Raw genomic sequence first — 16,858 nt, forward strand, 5'->3', positions numbered from 1 at the left:
TTTAGGCCAGCTGGCGCGCACCGCGTTATGCAGAGGGGCTATCGGGCGTTTGCGAATTGAGTTCGGGCCACTGCAGCACTAGCTCGGCGAGATAGACCGCGAGAGCCGGGCCGAGCACTGCGAGGAAGAACAGGTAGCCTCCCCACTGCGCTGGGAAAAAGACGGGGTACAAAACAAGCACTATGCCAGGCAATATTGCCAAAAGAGTACGCGGTAGGTGCCCTACCGCCTTCATCATGGCCTGTGTGATTCTTTGGCGGAAGCCGAGCCCCGGTGCATCGAGATGGAAGAACCATACGCTGACAGAGCCCAATACGATAAGCCCCGAGATCAAGGCTGCGCGCAGTATCAGGCCCATTGAACCCAGATCTGCCTTGGCAATGATAGCGAATTCATACGCGGCTAAGGCGGCGACGGCGAGGGAAATGAGCCACCATGCGGTGTTGACCCCGGGACGCGTCAAAAGGCCCCGAACGAAGGCCGAGCCGCGGCGAGAACCTTCCTCGCGGACCATCTGGCCGGTCACCGCGTGGGCGGTGCGCAAGGACATTCCCCCGGTGAATACGGGAAAGCACGTTATCACCAAGAGAACATTCACGATGACTAGGTCAGCGAAGAGGCTCAGAGCAGCATAGAACTTCGATTCGGGGCCGAGTATGCGATTCATGGTAACCTATCGCAACCTTTAACCCTTCACGGCACCGGCAGCCACACCTTCGATGATGTGCCTCTGCGTGGAGAAGTAGAAGATGACGATGGGGATGATGGCCAAGACCAGCATGGCCATCATGGCACCCATATCGCGGTTACCGTTGGAGCCAACGAAGGATTGGATGACCACCGGGATGGTCTTGTATCGCGTGGACAGGCCAATGACCAAGTATGGCAGCAGGTAGTCGTTCCACACCCACATGGCATTGAGAATGGCCACGGTGACGGCAGTTGGCTTGAGCATAGGCCAGACTACCCGGAAGTAGTTCTGGAGCGGACCACAGCCGTCGATCATCGCAGCTTCCTCAACATCCAGAGGAATGGACTTGACGAAGCCCGCAAACATGAACACCGACAGACCGGAACCGAAACCGAGGTAGAGCACCACGATGCCGATCGGGTTGTTGAGGTGGAGCATGTCTGCAATCTTGACCGTCGGGAACATGACCATCTGGAAGGGGATGATCATGGAGACCACGAAGAGGTAGTACAGAAGGTTTGTCCACCAGGTCTTGACGCGCGTGATGTAGTAGGCGGTCATCGCGGAGAAGAACACGATGACGATGACGGAGAGGATCGTGATGATGAAGGACCACAATGTGGCCTCCAAGAAGCCCTGCTTGGTCAAGCCCACCATGAAGTTCTCGAAGCCGACCCAGGTTTCACCGATGGGAAGGGAGAAAGGATCGGAGGAGATGGCGAACTTGGACTTAAAGGAGTTGATGAAGATGAAGAGGATCGGCCCCAAGAAGACGATGGTGAAGAACGCCAGAATGGCGTAGACCACGAACTTGGCGCTGCCAGACATGTGGGTCTTATTATCCGAGGGAAGCTGGTGATCCTTCTTCTTCGAGGCCGGAGCGGCCTGCGCTGAAGTGCTGGTAGTCATAACTTAAGCCTCGATTTCCTTGGAGCGGGTCGCGCGCAGCTGGAAGTACGCGATGACGACCACAACGACGACGAAGATAACGGCCTTGGCCTGACCGACGCCCTCGACATTCATACGGTTAAACAGCGTGTTGACGATGTTGAGCGCCACCATCTCAGTTTGCCCGCCAGGAGCGCCGTTGGTCAGCGCCAGGTTCTGGTCGAAGAGCTTAAAGGAGTTCGACAAAGTCAAAAAGAGGCAGATGGTGATGGATGGCATGACCATCGGAATAGTGACGTGCCGCAGCATCTCCCACTTGTTGACGCCGTCGAGTTCGGCAGCCTCAATGAGCTCTGGTGGGACGTTTTGCAGGCCGGCGATGTAAATGATCATCATGTAGCCGATGAGCTGCCAGTTAAGTAGCATGATGAGGCCGGCGTAGCCGAATTTCCAGTCCGCGCTAATAGTCGTGACATAGTGCGAAAGCACGGCGTTGATCATGGTCTGCCAGGTATAACCCAGCACAATGCCGCCGATAAGGTTCGGCATAAAGAAGACTGTGCGGAAAAAGTTGGTACCGCGGAGTTTGCGGGTCAGCAACCACGCCAAGAGGAAGGCGAAGATGTTGACTGTGATCACGGAGACGATGACCACGAGGACGGTGAAACCGAAGGCTGAGATGAAACCTTCGCGTTGGGAGAAAGCTTTGACGTAGTTGTCTATGCCAACCCACTTGGCGTTGGTGATAGTGGTGAACTTCGTAAAGGAGAGGAAGAAACCCACGATGAACGGCACCAAGAAGGCAATCATGAATGCCAGAAGGGTGGGCAAGACAAAGACTGGGAAGTACTTCTTCAGCGTTGCTTGCATGGTGGTGAAACCTTAATTTCAGGTGGTGCCACACGTTTCCCAGCGGGGAAGGCGGTGAGGAGAGGAGGCTGAGGATGTGGAATAACTGCTCGCGCACAAGCTCGCGACGCGGGCCACAACCCTCACCTACTCCCCTCCCCGCCCTCCGCTATTGGAAGGAGTGTGGCGAGGGGGACGGGAATAGAGCTTTAGCCCCAGTTGGATTCCTTCTCAGCAGCCCAGTTGTCCTTGAAGCGCTTGACGACGTCCTCCCACTTCAGCTTTCCGGAGGCGTACTGCGACAGATCCTGGCCGAAGTCATCCTTGAACTGCTGGGACGGGAAGTACTGGAAGTTCCACGGGTAGGTGGTCAGATCCTTGTTAGCGATAGCTTCCGCGACTTGCTCAGCAAGGGGGTCATTCGGGGTGTCCTCAGCGGTGTAGCTTTCGAACGGTGCGATGAAGCCAAGGTCCTTCACCACGTGCTCCTTGCCAGCTTCAGAGGTAAACAGCCAATCCACGAAGTCCTTGGTGGCCTGCTGGTCGACCTCGGAGGCCTCAGAGTTCACGCCCAAATAGTTCTCGGTACCGACGTTGATGCCGTGCTTTTCTTCATCTGGCAGACCCATGTACATGGGCAGGAACTTGATCTTGTCTTCCTTGACCACGTTGCCAGAAGTCTCGGAAATCTGGGACCATGCCCAGTTACCGTTCTGAACCATAGCGGCCTTGCCCTGTGCGAACTCAGCCATGGAATCAGACACCGTCTTAGACGGCGCAAGAGACTTTTCTACGGTGGAGTTCTCAAGGTAGAGATCGAAAAGGTTCTTGTACTCCTTGTTGTAGGAGAACTCGATCTCGTTGGTGTCCTCGACTCCCTTGTCCTGGTACTCCTGCCAGATCGGAGCGTTGGCCAGGTGGGTCTGCCAACGCCAGTCCTCACCGGATGTCAGCGAGGTGGAGGCGAAGGCGCCTTCGATACCGAGCTCGTCCTTCTTTGCCTGCATATCCTCGGCGACTTCCTTGAGCTTCTGGTAGCTGGTGATCTCATCCGTGGACTTGATCTTTGCGCCGGACGTGGCGATGTACTTGTCGAAGATCTCGTCGTTGTAGATGATGCCGAAGCCCTCGACGGCGAACGGAACGCCACGTACCTCGCCATCCTCGGTGGTCAGCGGCGGAATGTCGTCGGTCAGCTGCTTAGCTACCTCGGTGTCCGACATATCTGCCATGTAGTCCTGCCAAGTGATGAAGCCGGCTGGGCCATTGACCTGGAAGAGAGTCGGGGCTTCGTCCTTGCCAATCTCGGCCTTAAGGGTCTGCTCATAGGAGCCGGAGGCGGCAGTAACGACCTTGACCATAACGCCGGTCTCTTCAGTGTAGGCCTTTGCGATTTCCTGGTATGCCGCGTCCTGTTCAGGCTTGAAGTTCAGGAAGTAAACATCGCCTTCCTCGTCGGTGGAGCCGGAGCACGCGACGAGACTTGCGGCGGCGAGCATGGAGGCCATGCTGATGGATGCGATGCGAGTAAGACGCTTCAAGAGGTCCTCATCTTTCTTGATAAAAAGCGGGGTGATGAGCCGAGATGGATATCCGGCCCGTATTCGATTGTGTCTGGGAGACCTCCCATAACGAAGGCTTCTTCCCAGCGCCACCAAGTACTTCATAGCGGATTGCAGTCCGACTATGAACTGGTTAGCCTTCCTTCCACCTTAGTGGTGTATCCCACATATTCACAAGAAATCGGACCCAAAACACCCGATTGTGACCATATCTACATTCGGACATTGAAACCCTCCCCAATTATGGGGCAATCGGGCCTAAAACATACAAATACATATAAAAACAGTTGAGGGAAGCAGGGAGGATTTTTGATCGTAGGAGCCGTTGGGGCACGCGAGAGGTTATGACAAGTCTTCGTCTGAAGGGTTTGTGCTGAGGAGGCGAGCCTCGTCGCGGCGGGCCGGAAGCACGGATTCAAGATAGGATGCCGTGGCCTCTGGGAGGGTGACAGCCCCTCCCCTTTCTTGGGCGAGGAACCAGCGGTGGTCGACGATTTCGTGGAAGATTTGTGCTGGCTCCAGCTTGTCTAACATCTCCACGGGGACGGCGGCGATAGTCGGTTCGTATTCATTCGTCATCCAGAGATGCGCGGCTTGGGTAAGACCTACATGCGGTCCGCATTCGACGGCCTGATAGGCCTGGATCGAGCCCAATAGGCGTTGGGCCTGGTGTTCCTCGACGCTCAGCCCGGTTAAGCTCAATAGCTCTGCACGATAGTGGCCCGGATCCACCACTACAGGGCGAATGCGCACAACCTGCCGCGAATCGTCCTTCGTGACCTTGAGCTCCCCTACGTCAAAGCCCAGTTGATTGAGCCGGTCAATTCTCTCAGAGAGGCGCCAATATTCACTGGCATCGACGGATTCCTCCGCGGTGAGCTCCGTCCACAATTCAAGATAAGAGCTTTCGACAAGGCCTCCTAGGGCGATGACATCGATGGACTTATCTAGGCATTCACCCGCCTGTAGGTCCATGAGTTCGCCAATGATGTTGACGCGGGCGATGTCGACGTCGTAAAGCCTGCGTGATTCAGAGAGGTTGGGCTGGAACTCCCCGGTTTCGGCATCGACGAGATAGGCGGAATAGGTTTCAGCATCGCGACGAAAGAGAGTATTAGACAGTGACACATCTCCCCAGTAGAAGTTGAGCAGATGCATCCGCACCAACAGCACGGACAGGGCGCGGATGAGCTTCTCCGCTTCCACGACCGTGAGGTGCCGAGAAAAGATCTCGCGATAGGGCAGGGAAAACTCCAAGTGCTCGGTCACCAAAGCTGCGGTGAGCTCCCCGTAGTCTTCCTCTGCCGGATGGCGTCCGGTGATCACGGCTACGGGGCGCACACTGGGGGCACCAAGGCGCTGCAGTTCACGCAGCATCTTGTACTCGTGGTGGGCGGTACGCGCACCAATTTCTTTGACCGCGACGATGCCACGGTTGATCCCCACGAAACGCACGATGTGCCGGGAAATACCCCTGGGCAGCGCGGCGATGAGATTATCGGGCCACTGTTCCAGGGGTGTACCCCAGGGCAGTGTCAGCAGTGCCGACGCGTACGTCGACGAGGTGATGCTCATGGACTCTTTCATGGCGAATCACTCCACCTTTTCTGCTGATTATGGCTAGAACTGCCCTACTCATTACGTGCCTCGGGGTAGCCGGTACGCGGGCTTAAGGGAGGCGCTTGCCAGTCGACGCCGAGAAGTTGTGCTGGCCGCCCTCCACGATGCGTGCGTGGAAAACACTGCCCGGAGCAGGCGCGGTGTTCGGAGCAGCGCGGACGACGATTTGGCCGGACTCGGGGACATCCTCGCTGGAGGATCCAAGGTCGCCCTCGCCTACCAGCTTGCCGTAGAGGAAGGAATCGGAACCGAGTTCCTCCACGAAGTCGAGCTTGATTGGGATGGAAAGATCGGTGGACTCGCCTTCCGGAATGATCTCCAGTGCCTCCGGGCGGAAACCAATGGTGATGCGGCCATTATCCTCCGGCGTCATGGCGGCGAGGGTTTCCGGGGAAAGCTTGATGCGAGCGTGACCAGAGGTAGCGTCACCATCCTTGACCGAGAAGGTGCCCAAGTTCATGGCTGGGGAGCCGATGAAGCCGGCGACGAAGACGTTGGCGGGGCGGTCATAAAGCTCTCGGGGCGCGCCAACCTGCTGCAGGTAGCCATCCTTCAGCACCGCGATGCGGTCACCCATGGTCAAGGCCTCCGTCTGGTCGTGGGTGACGTAAACGGTGGTAACCCCAAGCTTGCGCTGCAGGGCTGCAATCTGGGTACGGGTCTGAACACGCAGCTTGGCATCGAGGTTAGACAGCGGCTCATCCATGAGAAAGACCTGCGGGTTGCGAACAATGGCGCGGCCCATGGCCACACGCTGACGCTGACCACCGGACAGGGCCTTCGGCTTGCGCTCCAAGAATTCGGTCAGGCCCAAAGTGGCGGCGGCTTCGTCGACGCGCTTATTGATCTCGTCTTGGGACTTGCCGGCGATCTTCAGTGCGAAGCCCATGTTCTCGCCCACGGTCATGTGGGGGTAGAGAGCATAGTTCTGGAAAACCATGGCGATGTCACGGTCACGCGGTGCAACGTGGGTAACGTCCTTGTCTCCGATGAAAATGGCACCGTCAGTAACGTTTTCCAAACCGGCCAGCATGCGCAGCGTGGTGGATTTACCACAGCCGGAAGGGCCGACGAGGACGAGGAACTCGCCATCGGCGATTTCCAGGTTGAATTTCTTGACGGTGGGTTCCTTTGCTCCCGGGTAGGTTAGGGAAGCATCTTTGAACGTTACGGTTGCCATTGCAGAATCTCCTCCATCGGCAGGTACGTGCCGAACGATCCGTAGTGTGAGAAACAGTGAAGTGAGTCACTGTGCGCCATCTAGAGTGCTGCCTATGACATTAGCACTAGTTTGGACCCTATGACAAAGCCCGGAAGCCATGCCGTGGCTTCCGGGCTTAGTTCTTCTAATTCATGGGCGTGGATGAGACGCCGCGGGCATCGAGTTACTTCTTGAAGGTGCCTTTAGCTAGGTTAGAGACTTCGGAAACGAAGTCCGATACAGCGTTCTTGGCCGTGGTGGCCTTAGGGCCAAGCTCCATGTCCTTGACCGTGCGGGAGGCGATCTTGGATACTTCCGATGTGAAATCGCTGATCTGCTCGGAGCGGTGAGCCACTCCCCACTTGGTTACTTCGAGCAGGGAATCCTTGACAAAGGAGCCGTCCAGCTTGGATTCACCAAGCTCGCGCTCGGTGAAGGTGATCGGAACCTCGCGGACATCGAAGCCATCCTTGATGGCGCGGAAGGCAACGTCCACCTGGAAGATGTATCCGGCGTTGGAAAGCTCCTCAAAGTCGAGGTGCTCAAGCAGCTCACGCCGGAAAGCACGGTAGCCGGCAGTCATGTCATTGATGCCGGCACCCAGGGCAACAGAAATGTACTTGTTGCCCAAGCGGGACAGCAGTTCGCGGTTGGCAGGCCAGTTCACTGTCTCTCCACCCGGTACGTAGCGGGAGCCAATGACCAGATCTGCGCCCTTTTCAATTTCCTCAAGCAAGAGGTGGAGCTGTTCTGGTGCGTGGGAGCCGTCGGCATCCATTTCGCACAGAACATGGTAATCCTTCTCTAGGCCCCACTCGAAGCCGGCGATATAAGCGCCAAGAAGGCCACCCTTGCCTTCGCGGTGCAGCACGTGCAGGTGAGAATCCTCAGCAGCGAGCTTGTCTGCAGCCTCTCCGGTGCCATCCGGGGCGTGAACCTAGATATTGCAGCACCGAAGCCCAAGAAGTCAGGCCGCCGCACACTCACAAAACCCGAATGGGATGCCGTCATTAAGCATCTGTTAACGCGGGATACCGAGCCACTGTTAACCCCCACCAAGCACAAGAACATCCGACAAAGCACCAAGAACATCCATGCCCGCATTGTGCGGCTCACTCTCCTCCAAGCCGTTTCAGGGCTGAGAATTGCCGAAGCCAATCAATTGCAGTGGAAGCACATCATCGACGGTGACGATGGCATGCTCATTAATGCCAGCGCCGATATTGTCAAGGGGCGAAAAGGCAAGGAAAGAGGGCGGTATATCCCTATCCTGAGGGCCGACGTAGCGGAATACCTGCGTACACACCGCGAGGACGACGAGCATTTCATCGTAGGCTCACCGACGACGACCGCGAGGCCCTGGGACGCGACGAACGCAGATGACAAGGTGCCCGAGCTATACCGGCAAATTGCAGAAGCTACAGGCGCGAAGATTCTTCAAGACCTCCGAAGCCACTCCTGGCGTGCGACGCTGCACGGTGTGTACGCGGACGTGATGGACCCAGCTACACGCGCCGCCATTTTCGGCCACACCGAGCAGGTAGCTGAGGAGTACTACAACGACCGCCAAAATATTGAATCACTCATGAGACAAGTCAAGCGCGCCTACGCGTAACTACGCGTAAGGCTCGGGATTTTGCGGGAATCACACGGAACACCAAGGAACATAAAACGCCCACACACTGCATGTTCCCTACCATTCCCGCATGTGCCCTAAGTTCATACCGAGACCCTGGGTGTCGCGGGTTCGAGCCCCGTCAGCCACCCCTAATAACTAGCAGGTCAGGACATGTTTTTAATTAAACGTCCTGGCCTGCTTTGTTGTCTGTGGCCGGTTTTTGGCCACATTTGGGCCACAACTGCGGTGCGCTCCGCGATAGCCATGAAGTCGCTGATCATCTTGTTCGAAGCGCTCATCATTGGCCTTTCTGACCTGCCACTGCCAAGAGGTCGTTCATTCATCCAGTGGCGTCAAAACAGCGATCTTCCAGTCATCCCCAGTGCGGATGAGTTGGTACATGTTCCGCTCGTTCGGTGCTCCGCCCTGATGATTCCAAGTGACATCAGCCCAGATACTATGACTGGTTGCTGCGACGACCTCCACGACTGCCCGTGTAACCCTGACTCCCTCGTACTGGTCAAAAGCACCGGCAAAGAACTCTTCGGTCTGGTTGGCATCGGATACCGCGATAGCCAGTTCAGGAAACTCGATTAGCGCAGGCACCGCGTAGAAATCGGAGATAGCCTTCGCATCACGATCGAGCAGGGCACGGGTATATCCGTCAAAAACTCTCGGGCAATGTTGTACGCGCTCATAAACTCAACGTTATGCCCGCAACGTCAGGTCAAAAGATTTTTCGCTTATCGACGCCCACCTCCAGCGCCACGCTTGCGGTGCCCTCAAGCAGCGCTATTAATATAGCCTCGGCGAAACTCTGGCGGAGGGACCCCATATTTAGAGCGAAACAGTCTTGTTAAATGAGCTTGGCTGGAAATACCGTGGCGCATGCCGATGGCCAAAATGGTCAGGTTCTGGAGGCGAGGATCCCGAAGGTCTTCATATACTGCCTCTAATCGGAGGTGTCGGATTAATTCCGCTACTCCGTATGCTTCGCCTTCAAATAATCGATGCAACGTACGAACCGCGATTCTATGCGCCCCGGCTACAGCTGCGACCGTAAGTTGTGAGGATCCAAGGTTCTCCCGAATATAGCTTTGAACTGCCACTTGAAGTGCTTCATCTGGAGCATAGGGAGTGGCTTTTTCATAGACAAGGCCAGCAAGTAGATCGATGGCAGCATGGCCGAGAAATTCAGAGGACTCCCTGCTCGCAACGTTGTCGAAAATCGATGATTCAATCAATTGAGTCAGCACTGACCCTACATCGGGAATTGGAAAATACTTCCGGAAGGCATTGTTCAGAGTTCGGCTCGGCAGGGACACTTCTTCGCGCGACACTGTCTTAACCGTGCAATCTCACTGACCATAGAAATATAGCTCGTATGGGACTGCAGTATCATAAATTGCAATCTCCCCGGGTTGCAGTCGCAAATCTGGCTCTCCATCCCGGGTGAGCACCATGGTTCCGGATTTCAGTGCACATACTTTAACAGAGTGCGTTTCAATGCCTGTAGTGTTCCGGCAATTTTGAATGTCGTTACGTTACCCAAGGCTGAATTACTGAGCTCACCTTGTACAAGATCAGTGGAAGCCCAGTTCACCTCTCCCCTGCTCAACAATGGGCAAACCTGTTTCCTTGGTACCCGAATCCTTGCTCCAAAATCACGTTACGAGGAAGTTGTCGATGCATTCACCGCTTTCGCTGGCAGCCTGCAGGTTGGAGTCACGTCCTCCCCTGACACTCAGATCGGACCGATGGCGACTGCCCGGCAGCGTGAGCGCGTGGAATCCTACATTTCCCAAGGCAAAAATGCTGGCGCCCGCATCACTGTCGGTGGCAACCGTCCCCACGACCTTGACGCCGGATTCTTCGTTGAGCCAACAGTATTCGCCGATGTAGACAATCGCGCAGCCATTGCCCAAGAAGAAATCTTCGGACCGGTGCTCTCTGTTATTTCCTACCAAGACGATGAACACGCCATCCAACTAGCCAACGATTCTGAGTTCGGTCTCGGCGGAACTGTCTGGACCAGCGATCCTGAACGGGGCGCTGCATTGGCCCGCCGAGTTCACACTGGAACCATCGGAATCAACCGCTACATCCCTGATCCCGCCGCACCATTTGGAGGTGTGAAAAATAGTGGCCTTGGCAGCGAACTCGGCCCCGAAGGTCTTGCTTCCTACCAAGAAACCCAAACCATTTATCTCTAATCCAAACTGCACCTATGTATAAGGAGTAAAAATGCAAACCCTTGCTGCTATTGTTCGTGCCACGAAGCAACCTTTTGAGATCGCCACCATTGATCTGGATGCACCACGACCAGATGAAGTTCAAATCCGTGTTATTGCTGCCGGAGTGTGCCACACTGACGCAATTGTTCGTGATCAGATTTACCCAACGTTCCTTCCCGCAGTTTTCGGCCACGAAGGCGCCGGAGTAGTTGTGGCGGTGGGTTCTGCCGTTACCTCGGTGAAACCAGATGACAAGGTAGTGCTGGGATTCAACTCTTGTGGTCAGTGCTTGAAGTGTTTGGGTGGTAAGCCTGCGTACTGTGAGAAATTCTATGATCGCAACTTCGCATGTACCCGCGATGACGGTTCGACTGCCTTCTCTGAAGACGGCGAGCAAGTAGGTTCTCATTTCTTCGGCCAATCCACATTTGCCAACTACACCAATGTGTCAGCACGCAGCGTGGTCAAGGTCGATGACGATGTTCCTTTGGAACTCCTTGGGCCTCTCGGCTGCGGTCTGTCTACGGGTGCTGGCGCGATTCTCAACTCGCTTGGCGTTCGCGCTGGCGATACCGTAGCGGTCTTTGGCACTGGAGCTGTCGGTTCCGCAGCGATCATGGCGGCAGCTGCAACCGGATCGACCACCATCATTGCCGTTGATATCCACAATTCCCGCCTTGAGATGGCGAGAGAGCTCGGAGCCACTCACACGATCAACTCTAAGGATGAGGATCCTGTTGAGAAGATCAAGCAATTGACCGGCGATGGCGTGCAGTTCGCCCTCGATACAACCGGTGTTTTGGCGGTGACTAGGCAAGCAGCCGATTCCCTGGCCATCAACGGTACCGTCGGTCTCGTCGGCGCCCCTGCTCCTGGCACGGAAGCGACCTTCGAGGTCGGCGCATCCCTGGTTCGTGGTTGGAAGTTCCAGACCATCATTGAGGGCGACGCCGTTCCCCAGGAGTTCATTCCCCGCCTGGTTCATTTGTGGCGCCAGGGCAAGCTCCCGATCGAGAAGCTCGTGCGCACTTACCCGCTGGAACAAATCAATGATGCCTTTGCGGATTCCGCCAGTGGCGAGGTCATTAAGCCGATTATCACGTTCCCTTAAAAGCAAAAGATTTTTGCTTATCGACGCCAACCTCCGGCTCCCCAGTAAATAAAAGATAAGCCACCTCCTTGAGATCAAGGAGGTGGCTTTTCTTTTGGTGCTGTTAGCCAAGGGAAAAACCACCTCCCGCAAGAAAGGAGGTGGTTTAACTTTTAGCTATCTCGGTTCGAAATTAGAACTTAACGATACCGGAGAGGAATGGGAAGATAGCTGCGATTGCTGCGATGATAGCTGCAATTGCTGCGAAAGGTCCCCAGGATCCGATGTCAGAAGAACCGGTCTCCTTGTCGTCGGAGGAGTTGTTGCCGTTCTCTGCTTCCTTAGCGAGAGCGTCAGCGATAGCCTTCTGAGCGTCAGCTGCTTCCTGAGCGATGCGGAGCTGCTCAGCGCGGTATGCCTCGTCTGCAAGACGCTCTGCTTCTACGCGAGCTGCTTCTGCGCGAGCTCCATCATCCAGGTTCTGGACGTACTTGACTTCTTCCTGCCAGATACCATTGATGAAGACCTTTGCGTAAGTCAGGAGAGCGAACTCGCGCTTCTCCTCAGCGTAAGCGAGATCCTCATTGTTGGTGCCGAGGTCGGTATTCCAGTGGAGGTAGTAGAGCTCTGCTGCTTCGTCTGCATCGTCAAGAATGTCGATGTTGAAGAATGCTGCACCGAACAGGGTTGGGAGCAGTGCTACGTAGTGGTTACGAAGGGTATCGCCCTCAACGTTTACATTCTCGTCGCTCTCGTAGAGTTCAACGTAACGAGCAGCGGTAGCGAAGATCGCCTCGACAACACGCAGGGTGTCGCGCTGTGCGGTTGCACGCTCGAGGAAGAGCTGGCGAACCAGAACGTCAGACTTCTGCGCCTCAAGGTTCTTAGCGATGGAGTCTGCACGAAGTGGCTCAATTGCTGCGACGCGAGCGTCGACCTCAGCCTTGAGTGCTTCAACAGCAGGGATGTGGTAACGCTGAACGTAGTTAGCGTCTTCCTGGTCGATTCCGAACTCGCCCAACCACTCGAAGTCTGCGTCGACCTCAGCCTGAAGAGCCTTCAGGTCCTGGAAAGCGTATGCAAGCTGTGGAGTTTCAAGAGCAATATCGGTCTGGGTGTAAAGGTCAGCGTAATCCTTGATCTCTGCACGATCGGTGCGGTTAGCATCGTTAGCAGCCTCGATCAGTGGGTTGATTGCATCAGCTGCGCCACGCAGAGCGTTGCGGTAAGCAAGGAAAGCTTCGGTAGCTTCCTGGTCAACCTTGAGTGCGTAGTTAACGGACTCGCGGGTCTTGGTGATGGTGTCCTTAGAGAAAGCAAGCTGCTGAGTTGCCTCGTTGCGTGCAGCCTCGAATGCCTCGAAGATAGCCTGCTCAGAAGGATCGAATCCGTCTTCACCAGCATCGACGTAAGCACCGACGATTGCTTGAATGTCGCCGGTCTGGAATGCCTCGAGGTAGTTACCGGTCGCGTCAGTTGCATCACGCAGCTCTGCTTCGGTGTGGTTAACAGGGCCAACTGGCTGTGCGGTGGAACCGTCAGCGTCGTTGAAGCCGTTGGTGGTTACAGTGGTTTCCTGAGCGAATGCTGGGATAGCAACGCCGGAAGCTGCGGTGGAGATTGCGATTGCACCAGCAAGAGCTGCAGTGCGGATACGGTTGTTAAACATAGAGGCGAAGGCTCCTTGAATAGGTATCGAAAGACGAAACCTTTGGATTGCTATGGAAACAACCCAAAATGGCTGATCACGACATGGGATTACTTTTATCCAAGTAAACGCCACTCACTAGGCCACCGAACTAGCAGCTTAGCAGCCTGTCGTTGAGAAAAACTGTAAGCGACAATTGAGATTTTTGCCAGGCGAATTGGAGAAAATGCTTCAAACCTGAGTACAAACTGTTTCTTTTATATCGATCCGATCACGTTTACATTTCTTTATAAACGCAGGTCATATGTACCAAAACTACGTTCACAGCAAAAAATAACCCATCCCCCAATTCGGGGGTAGGTTATTTAATCAAGTGGTGTCAGATTTCCTAATAGAAGCTCTGAAGCGCATCGAAAGTCTTCTACCCGAAGCTGAAATTTGTTCACCTAAAATACACTTAACCTCGGGTTACTTGCAGGTGTAAGCATGTATCATCCGTGCGGTGCAATTAATATTCAGGTGACTCTACCCACAACTTGACGATTTGGTAAGAATAGACACCTCCGAAAAGTACTAAATCAGCTAATTCACAGGAATTTAGCGCAATATCAGCTGATTATACAGTTCGCACACAGCAAATGTAATGGTTTCAGCCAAGATTTAGACATCGCTAATGCGATACTTTTTCCAAAAATCAATGCCCCACAACGAAATTTTGCACACCCACAGCATCCGTTCAAAGTATGACGGAGCTGTTTCCCCTTGCAGCCGCGCATCATCTTCATCCATGGTTGCCATCGAATAGATGGTGTACAACCAAACCCCGACGTTTAACAGGACCGCCAAAGGCAGTCCTGCCCAGAACCCCATCCAGGATGGAAAAGCTGCCAACGATGACAGCACCGCCCAATGGAGATAGCCTCCCAGTGAATTCCCGAGGAAGAACTGATGCGCTCCCCACGGGCCAGCCCACACAGCAATCTTGTAGGCGCGGGACTTAGTACGAGGTATCGCAATCCCTTCAATATCCTCGTCAGCTAAATCAAAAGGGCCAGTCGGCAAATAACCAAACATATAAATCAGCATATGTTTTTTCTTGCAGACTGGCCCATTTACGAACTTTTACGCGTTGCGGCCTCGCGCTGCAGATTCAATAAGGTTGTCCCCTTCCAGTGCAGTATTGGAGGAAACAGCTTCAATCCAGCCATCGGTGGTGGTGACTGCAGCCCAGTTAGAGTTCAGCAACGCCATGATGGTTTCATGAACCTGCTTGGCTGGCGCGGAACCCGCTGCGTTGACCAGATCGATGGCGCCGGTGGCGTCGGAAAGCACTTCCACCTTGAAGCCCAGAGGCTCGGCAGCTGCCGCGGAACCGATGACGCAGTTGTTGGTCATGTAGCCAACGAGGGTGATGGTGTCGATGTTTCGCTCACGCAGCCACTGCTCCAGATCAGTGTCAGCGAAGATGCTGGCATAGATTTTGGACAGTTCGTGCGCGACCTTGTCTGAACGCTTGTCCAATTCAGGGTGCAGCGGGAACGTTGCGGTACCTGGGACAAAGATCGGAGCACCTTCGGGCATTGCATGCTTGACGACGACCACCGGCACGTCAGCGCTTGCGGCAGCGTCCATGGCTGCGGCGATTCGAGCGACGGACTCATCGCGGTTTGGGTACTGAATGGGCAACAGGCCTTCGAAGTATTCCTGCTGGGCATCGATGATTACTAGTGCACGACGTGGTGTAGACATGTGAAACTCCTTCTGAGATGTGAAATTAGGAAAGGTTGTAGTGATCTGCCAATAGCTCGAGGCCATGGGCATCGACCCCAGGTGTGTGAGTGCCAAGAACCATCATCATTTCGTCGACACCCGTATGAGCTTGCAACTGTTCAAGCTGATCAGCCACGGTTTCAGCGGTGCCGGCGATGGTGCGGTTTGTGTACATGTCGATGATGCTCTGTTCATTGGCCGTCGCCGGGTAGGACTCCACCTCTTCTGGCGAGAAGACGGCAAACGGCGCGCGGGAGAGCATGCGCAGCATGGCCATGGCGTAGGTTGTTGCTTCTCGACGAGCAGTCTCGGCATCATCAGCGATGACTGTTTTCACACTGACCATGGAGTACGGACTATCCAAGACATCGGATGGTTTGAACTCTTCGCGGTAGATGCGCATTGCTGTTTCCACATCCGCGTTTCCAAATTGCAACGCGAATGCGTATGGCCTACCCAGGCGCGCTGCCAAATGTGCGGAATAGGTGGAAGAGCCAAGAATCCACAGTTCCGGAGTGGTTTCAGGAACAGCCACTCGGTTCTGCTTCGCCTGCCATGGCCCTGGAACTGCGTGAACATCTCTGTATGGGTGTCCCGCTGGGAAGTTATCTCCCAAGAATCCCATCAACTCACTGAGCTGTTGCGGGAAGCCCTCATTCGCATCAACGTCACCCTCGCATCCCAGGTATCCCCTGAAGTCTGCGCCGCCTACAACATTGGCTACGCCGACCCAGACACCCTCGTTGTCGAGCACGCCGGTGAAATCCTGCACCGCCTTGCCAACCGGCGTTCGGTCTAACCTCACTAATATTCAAGGAAAGCTCTTTTTTTCATGACGCTTTTGATCCCCGATGGGGAAGCCCAAAGGTTGGTAGATGACGTCGCAAAGCATTTGCCCCGCACTGGACGCCTAGGCGTCGCCTACTCCGGCGGCGTCGACTCGGCGGTTTTGCTTGCTATTTCCCAATATGTGCTGGGCCCGGAACGCACGCTGGCCATCACTGCGGTATCTCCGTCGCTGGCGTCGCGGGAACGCGCACTCGCAGCAGACACCGCGGACTACATTGGCGCACGCACCATTGAAATTGTGACCAATGAACAAGCAATCGCTGGTTACAAGGCCAACGATGTGGACCGCTGCTACTTCTGTAAGAACGAGATGTTCAACCGCATCGATGACTCAGTAATTGCAGAATACGGTCTGGCAGCTGTGGCCTACGGCGAAAATGCCGACGACACCAAACGCATCGACCGCCCCGGCGCGCGAGCCGCAACCGAACACAATGTGTTGCGTCCGCTCTCCGATGCTGGGCTGACAAAAGCAGACGTCCGCCTGGTAGCTCGCGCATTTGGTCTACCGGTTGCCGATAAACCCGCAGCCCCTTGCCTGGCATCACGTATTCCACATGGCATGGAAGTAACTGAGGAAAAACTCCAGGAAATCGAAGTCGTTGAGCTAGAGCTTTACCGCCTTGGATTCAGCGATTCCCGTGTACGCCACCACGGCGATATCGCACGCATCGAACTTCTCACCACCGAGATGTCTCGCGCTGCCGAACCGCATATTGCTCAAGCCATCCACGCTTGTGCCGTCGACGCAGGTTTCCGTTTTGCAGCAATCGACCTCAAAGGCATCCAATCCGGAGCACTGACATTGTCCATCATGAACGCGAGAGGCAGCCTTTAG

15 protein-coding genes and 3 pseudogenes are annotated in these 16,858 nt (G+C 55.1%); 5 read left to right on the forward strand and 13 right to left on the reverse strand.

Features of this window, described 5'->3' with window-relative positions:
* Window positions 1-25: 25 nt before the first annotated feature.
* From musI to KW808_RS12615, 7 genes and pseudogenes are all read right to left on the reverse strand, one after another.
* Window positions 26-667, reverse strand: coding sequence for an ABC transport system MusEFGK2I component MusI (musI, locus tag KW808_RS12585; RefSeq protein ID WP_003860887.1), 642 nt, complete (start codon window positions 665-667; stop codon window positions 26-28).
* A gap of 18 nt (window positions 668-685) precedes the next feature.
* On the reverse strand, window positions 686-1,600 hold the full coding sequence (locus KW808_RS12590) for a carbohydrate ABC transporter permease (protein ID WP_003860886.1): 915 nt from the start codon (window positions 1,598-1,600) through the stop codon (window positions 686-688).
* A 3-nt stretch (window positions 1,601-1,603) separates the two neighbouring features.
* A complete protein-coding gene (locus KW808_RS12595; protein ID WP_003860885.1) occupies window positions 1,604-2,449 on the reverse strand; it encodes a carbohydrate ABC transporter permease in 846 nt (281 codons plus the stop codon).
* Window positions 2,450-2,637: 188 nt separating this feature from the next.
* Window positions 2,638-3,969 carry an ABC transporter substrate-binding protein gene (locus KW808_RS12600; RefSeq protein ID WP_003860884.1) on the reverse strand — a complete coding sequence of 444 codons (1,332 nt, stop codon included), beginning with the start codon at window positions 3,967-3,969 and terminating at the stop codon, window positions 2,638-2,640.
* Between the two features lie 363 nt (window positions 3,970-4,332).
* A complete protein-coding gene (locus tag KW808_RS12605) occupies window positions 4,333-5,577 on the reverse strand; it encodes a DUF4032 domain-containing protein (protein WP_003860883.1) in 1,245 nt (414 codons plus the stop codon).
* Between the two features lie 82 nt (window positions 5,578-5,659).
* Window positions 5,660-6,790 (reverse strand): ABC transporter ATP-binding protein, encoded by a 1,131-nt coding sequence (locus tag KW808_RS12610; protein WP_003860882.1) that lies wholly within the window; start codon window positions 6,788-6,790, stop codon window positions 5,660-5,662.
* Between the two features lie 205 nt (window positions 6,791-6,995).
* Window positions 6,996-7,745: pseudogene (locus KW808_RS12615) on the reverse strand (glycosyltransferase); the annotation flags it as partial.
* Between KW808_RS12615 and KW808_RS12620 the strand changes: the two are divergent.
* The gene (locus KW808_RS12620) at window positions 7,683-8,426 is read left to right on the forward strand and encodes a tyrosine-type recombinase/integrase (protein WP_034983128.1); all 744 of its coding nucleotides are present in this window, start codon (window positions 7,683-7,685) and stop codon (window positions 8,424-8,426) included. The pseudogene KW808_RS12615 and the gene KW808_RS12620 sit on opposite strands and share 63 nt — an antisense overlap.
* A gap of 339 nt (window positions 8,427-8,765) precedes the next feature.
* On the opposite strand, the gene KW808_RS12625 is transcribed toward KW808_RS12620, so the two are convergent.
* Window positions 8,766-9,077: a DUF6841 family protein gene (locus KW808_RS12625; RefSeq protein ID WP_042383244.1), complete on the reverse strand. Its 312-nt coding sequence runs from the start codon at window positions 9,075-9,077 to the stop codon at window positions 8,766-8,768.
* Between the two features lie 134 nt (window positions 9,078-9,211).
* Window positions 9,212-9,685 carry a helix-turn-helix domain-containing protein gene (locus KW808_RS12630; protein ID WP_230622973.1) on the reverse strand — a complete coding sequence of 158 codons (474 nt, stop codon included), beginning with the start codon at window positions 9,683-9,685 and terminating at the stop codon, window positions 9,212-9,214.
* A 333-nt stretch (window positions 9,686-10,018) separates the two neighbouring features.
* Here KW808_RS12630 and KW808_RS12635 point away from each other — a divergent pair.
* A pseudogene (locus KW808_RS12635) lies at window positions 10,019-10,642 on the forward strand (aldehyde dehydrogenase family protein); the annotation flags it as partial.
* A gap of 31 nt (window positions 10,643-10,673) precedes the next feature.
* On the forward strand, window positions 10,674-11,774 hold the full coding sequence (locus KW808_RS12640) for an NAD(P)-dependent alcohol dehydrogenase (RefSeq protein WP_003860869.1): 1,101 nt from the start codon (window positions 10,674-10,676) through the stop codon (window positions 11,772-11,774).
* A gap of 172 nt (window positions 11,775-11,946) precedes the next feature.
* Here KW808_RS12640 and cspB read toward each other — a convergent pair whose 3' ends face one another.
* The 4 genes from cspB to KW808_RS12660 all read right to left on the reverse strand — a co-directional run bounded on the left by cspB (window position 11,947) and on the right by KW808_RS12660 (window position 15,796).
* Window positions 11,947-13,422 (reverse strand): S-layer protein PS2, encoded by a 1,476-nt coding sequence (gene cspB, locus KW808_RS12645; RefSeq protein ID WP_003860867.1) that lies wholly within the window; start codon window positions 13,420-13,422, stop codon window positions 11,947-11,949.
* A 639-nt stretch (window positions 13,423-14,061) separates the two neighbouring features.
* Complete coding sequence (locus tag KW808_RS12650; protein WP_003860864.1) at window positions 14,062-14,487, reverse strand: hypothetical protein; 426 nt, start codon at window positions 14,485-14,487, stop codon at window positions 14,062-14,064.
* A gap of 36 nt (window positions 14,488-14,523) precedes the next feature.
* Window positions 14,524-15,150 (reverse strand): isochorismatase family protein, encoded by a 627-nt coding sequence (locus KW808_RS12655; protein ID WP_003860862.1) that lies wholly within the window; start codon window positions 15,148-15,150, stop codon window positions 14,524-14,526.
* A 25-nt stretch (window positions 15,151-15,175) separates the two neighbouring features.
* Window positions 15,176-15,796 carry an LLM class flavin-dependent oxidoreductase gene (locus KW808_RS12660; protein ID WP_230622974.1) on the reverse strand — a complete coding sequence of 207 codons (621 nt, stop codon included), beginning with the start codon at window positions 15,794-15,796 and terminating at the stop codon, window positions 15,176-15,178.
* A gap of 21 nt (window positions 15,797-15,817) precedes the next feature.
* Between KW808_RS12660 and KW808_RS12665 the strand changes: the two are divergent.
* Window positions 15,818-15,970, forward strand: a pseudogene (locus tag KW808_RS12665) (lactate racemase domain-containing protein); the annotation flags it as partial.
* Window positions 15,971-16,003: 33 nt separating this feature from the next.
* Window positions 16,004-16,858 carry an ATP-dependent sacrificial sulfur transferase LarE gene (gene larE, locus KW808_RS12670; protein ID WP_003860859.1) on the forward strand — a complete coding sequence of 285 codons (855 nt, stop codon included), beginning with the start codon at window positions 16,004-16,006 and terminating at the stop codon, window positions 16,856-16,858.

The sequence above is a fragment of the [Brevibacterium] flavum genome (assembly GCF_019317305.1).
Lineage (GTDB): Bacteria > Actinomycetota > Actinomycetes > Mycobacteriales > Mycobacteriaceae > Corynebacterium > Corynebacterium glutamicum.

Coding starts and splice junctions, on each gene's coding strand:
- musI (WP_003860887.1), bottom strand. CDS start 667: ATGAATCGCATACTCGGCCCCGAATCGAAGTTCTATGCTGCTCTGAGC.
- KW808_RS12590 (WP_003860886.1), bottom strand. CDS start 1,600: ATGACTACCAGCACTTCAGCGCAGGCCGCTCCGGCCTCGAAGAAGAAG.
- KW808_RS12595 (WP_003860885.1), bottom strand. CDS start 2,449: ATGCAAGCAACGCTGAAGAAGTACTTCCCAGTCTTTGTCTTGCCCACC.
- KW808_RS12605 (WP_003860883.1), bottom strand. CDS start 5,577: ATGAAAGAGTCCATGAGCATCACCTCGTCGACGTACGCGTCGGCACTG.
- KW808_RS12610 (WP_003860882.1), bottom strand. CDS start 6,790: ATGGCAACCGTAACGTTCAAAGATGCTTCCCTAACCTACCCGGGAGCA.
- KW808_RS12640 (WP_003860869.1), top strand. CDS start 10,674: ATGCAAACCCTTGCTGCTATTGTTCGTGCCACGAAGCAACCTTTTGAG.
- cspB (WP_003860867.1), bottom strand. CDS start 13,422: ATGTTTAACAACCGTATCCGCACTGCAGCTCTTGCTGGTGCAATCGCA.
- KW808_RS12650 (WP_003860864.1), bottom strand. CDS start 14,487: ATGCTGATTTATATGTTTGGTTATTTGCCGACTGGCCCTTTTGATTTA.
- KW808_RS12655 (WP_003860862.1), bottom strand. CDS start 15,150: ATGTCTACACCACGTCGTGCACTAGTAATCATCGATGCCCAGCAGGAA.
- KW808_RS12660 (WP_230622974.1), bottom strand. CDS start 15,796: ATGGGATTCTTGGGAGATAACTTCCCAGCGGGACACCCATACAGAGAT.
- larE (WP_003860859.1), top strand. CDS start 16,004: ATGACGCTTTTGATCCCCGATGGGGAAGCCCAAAGGTTGGTAGATGAC.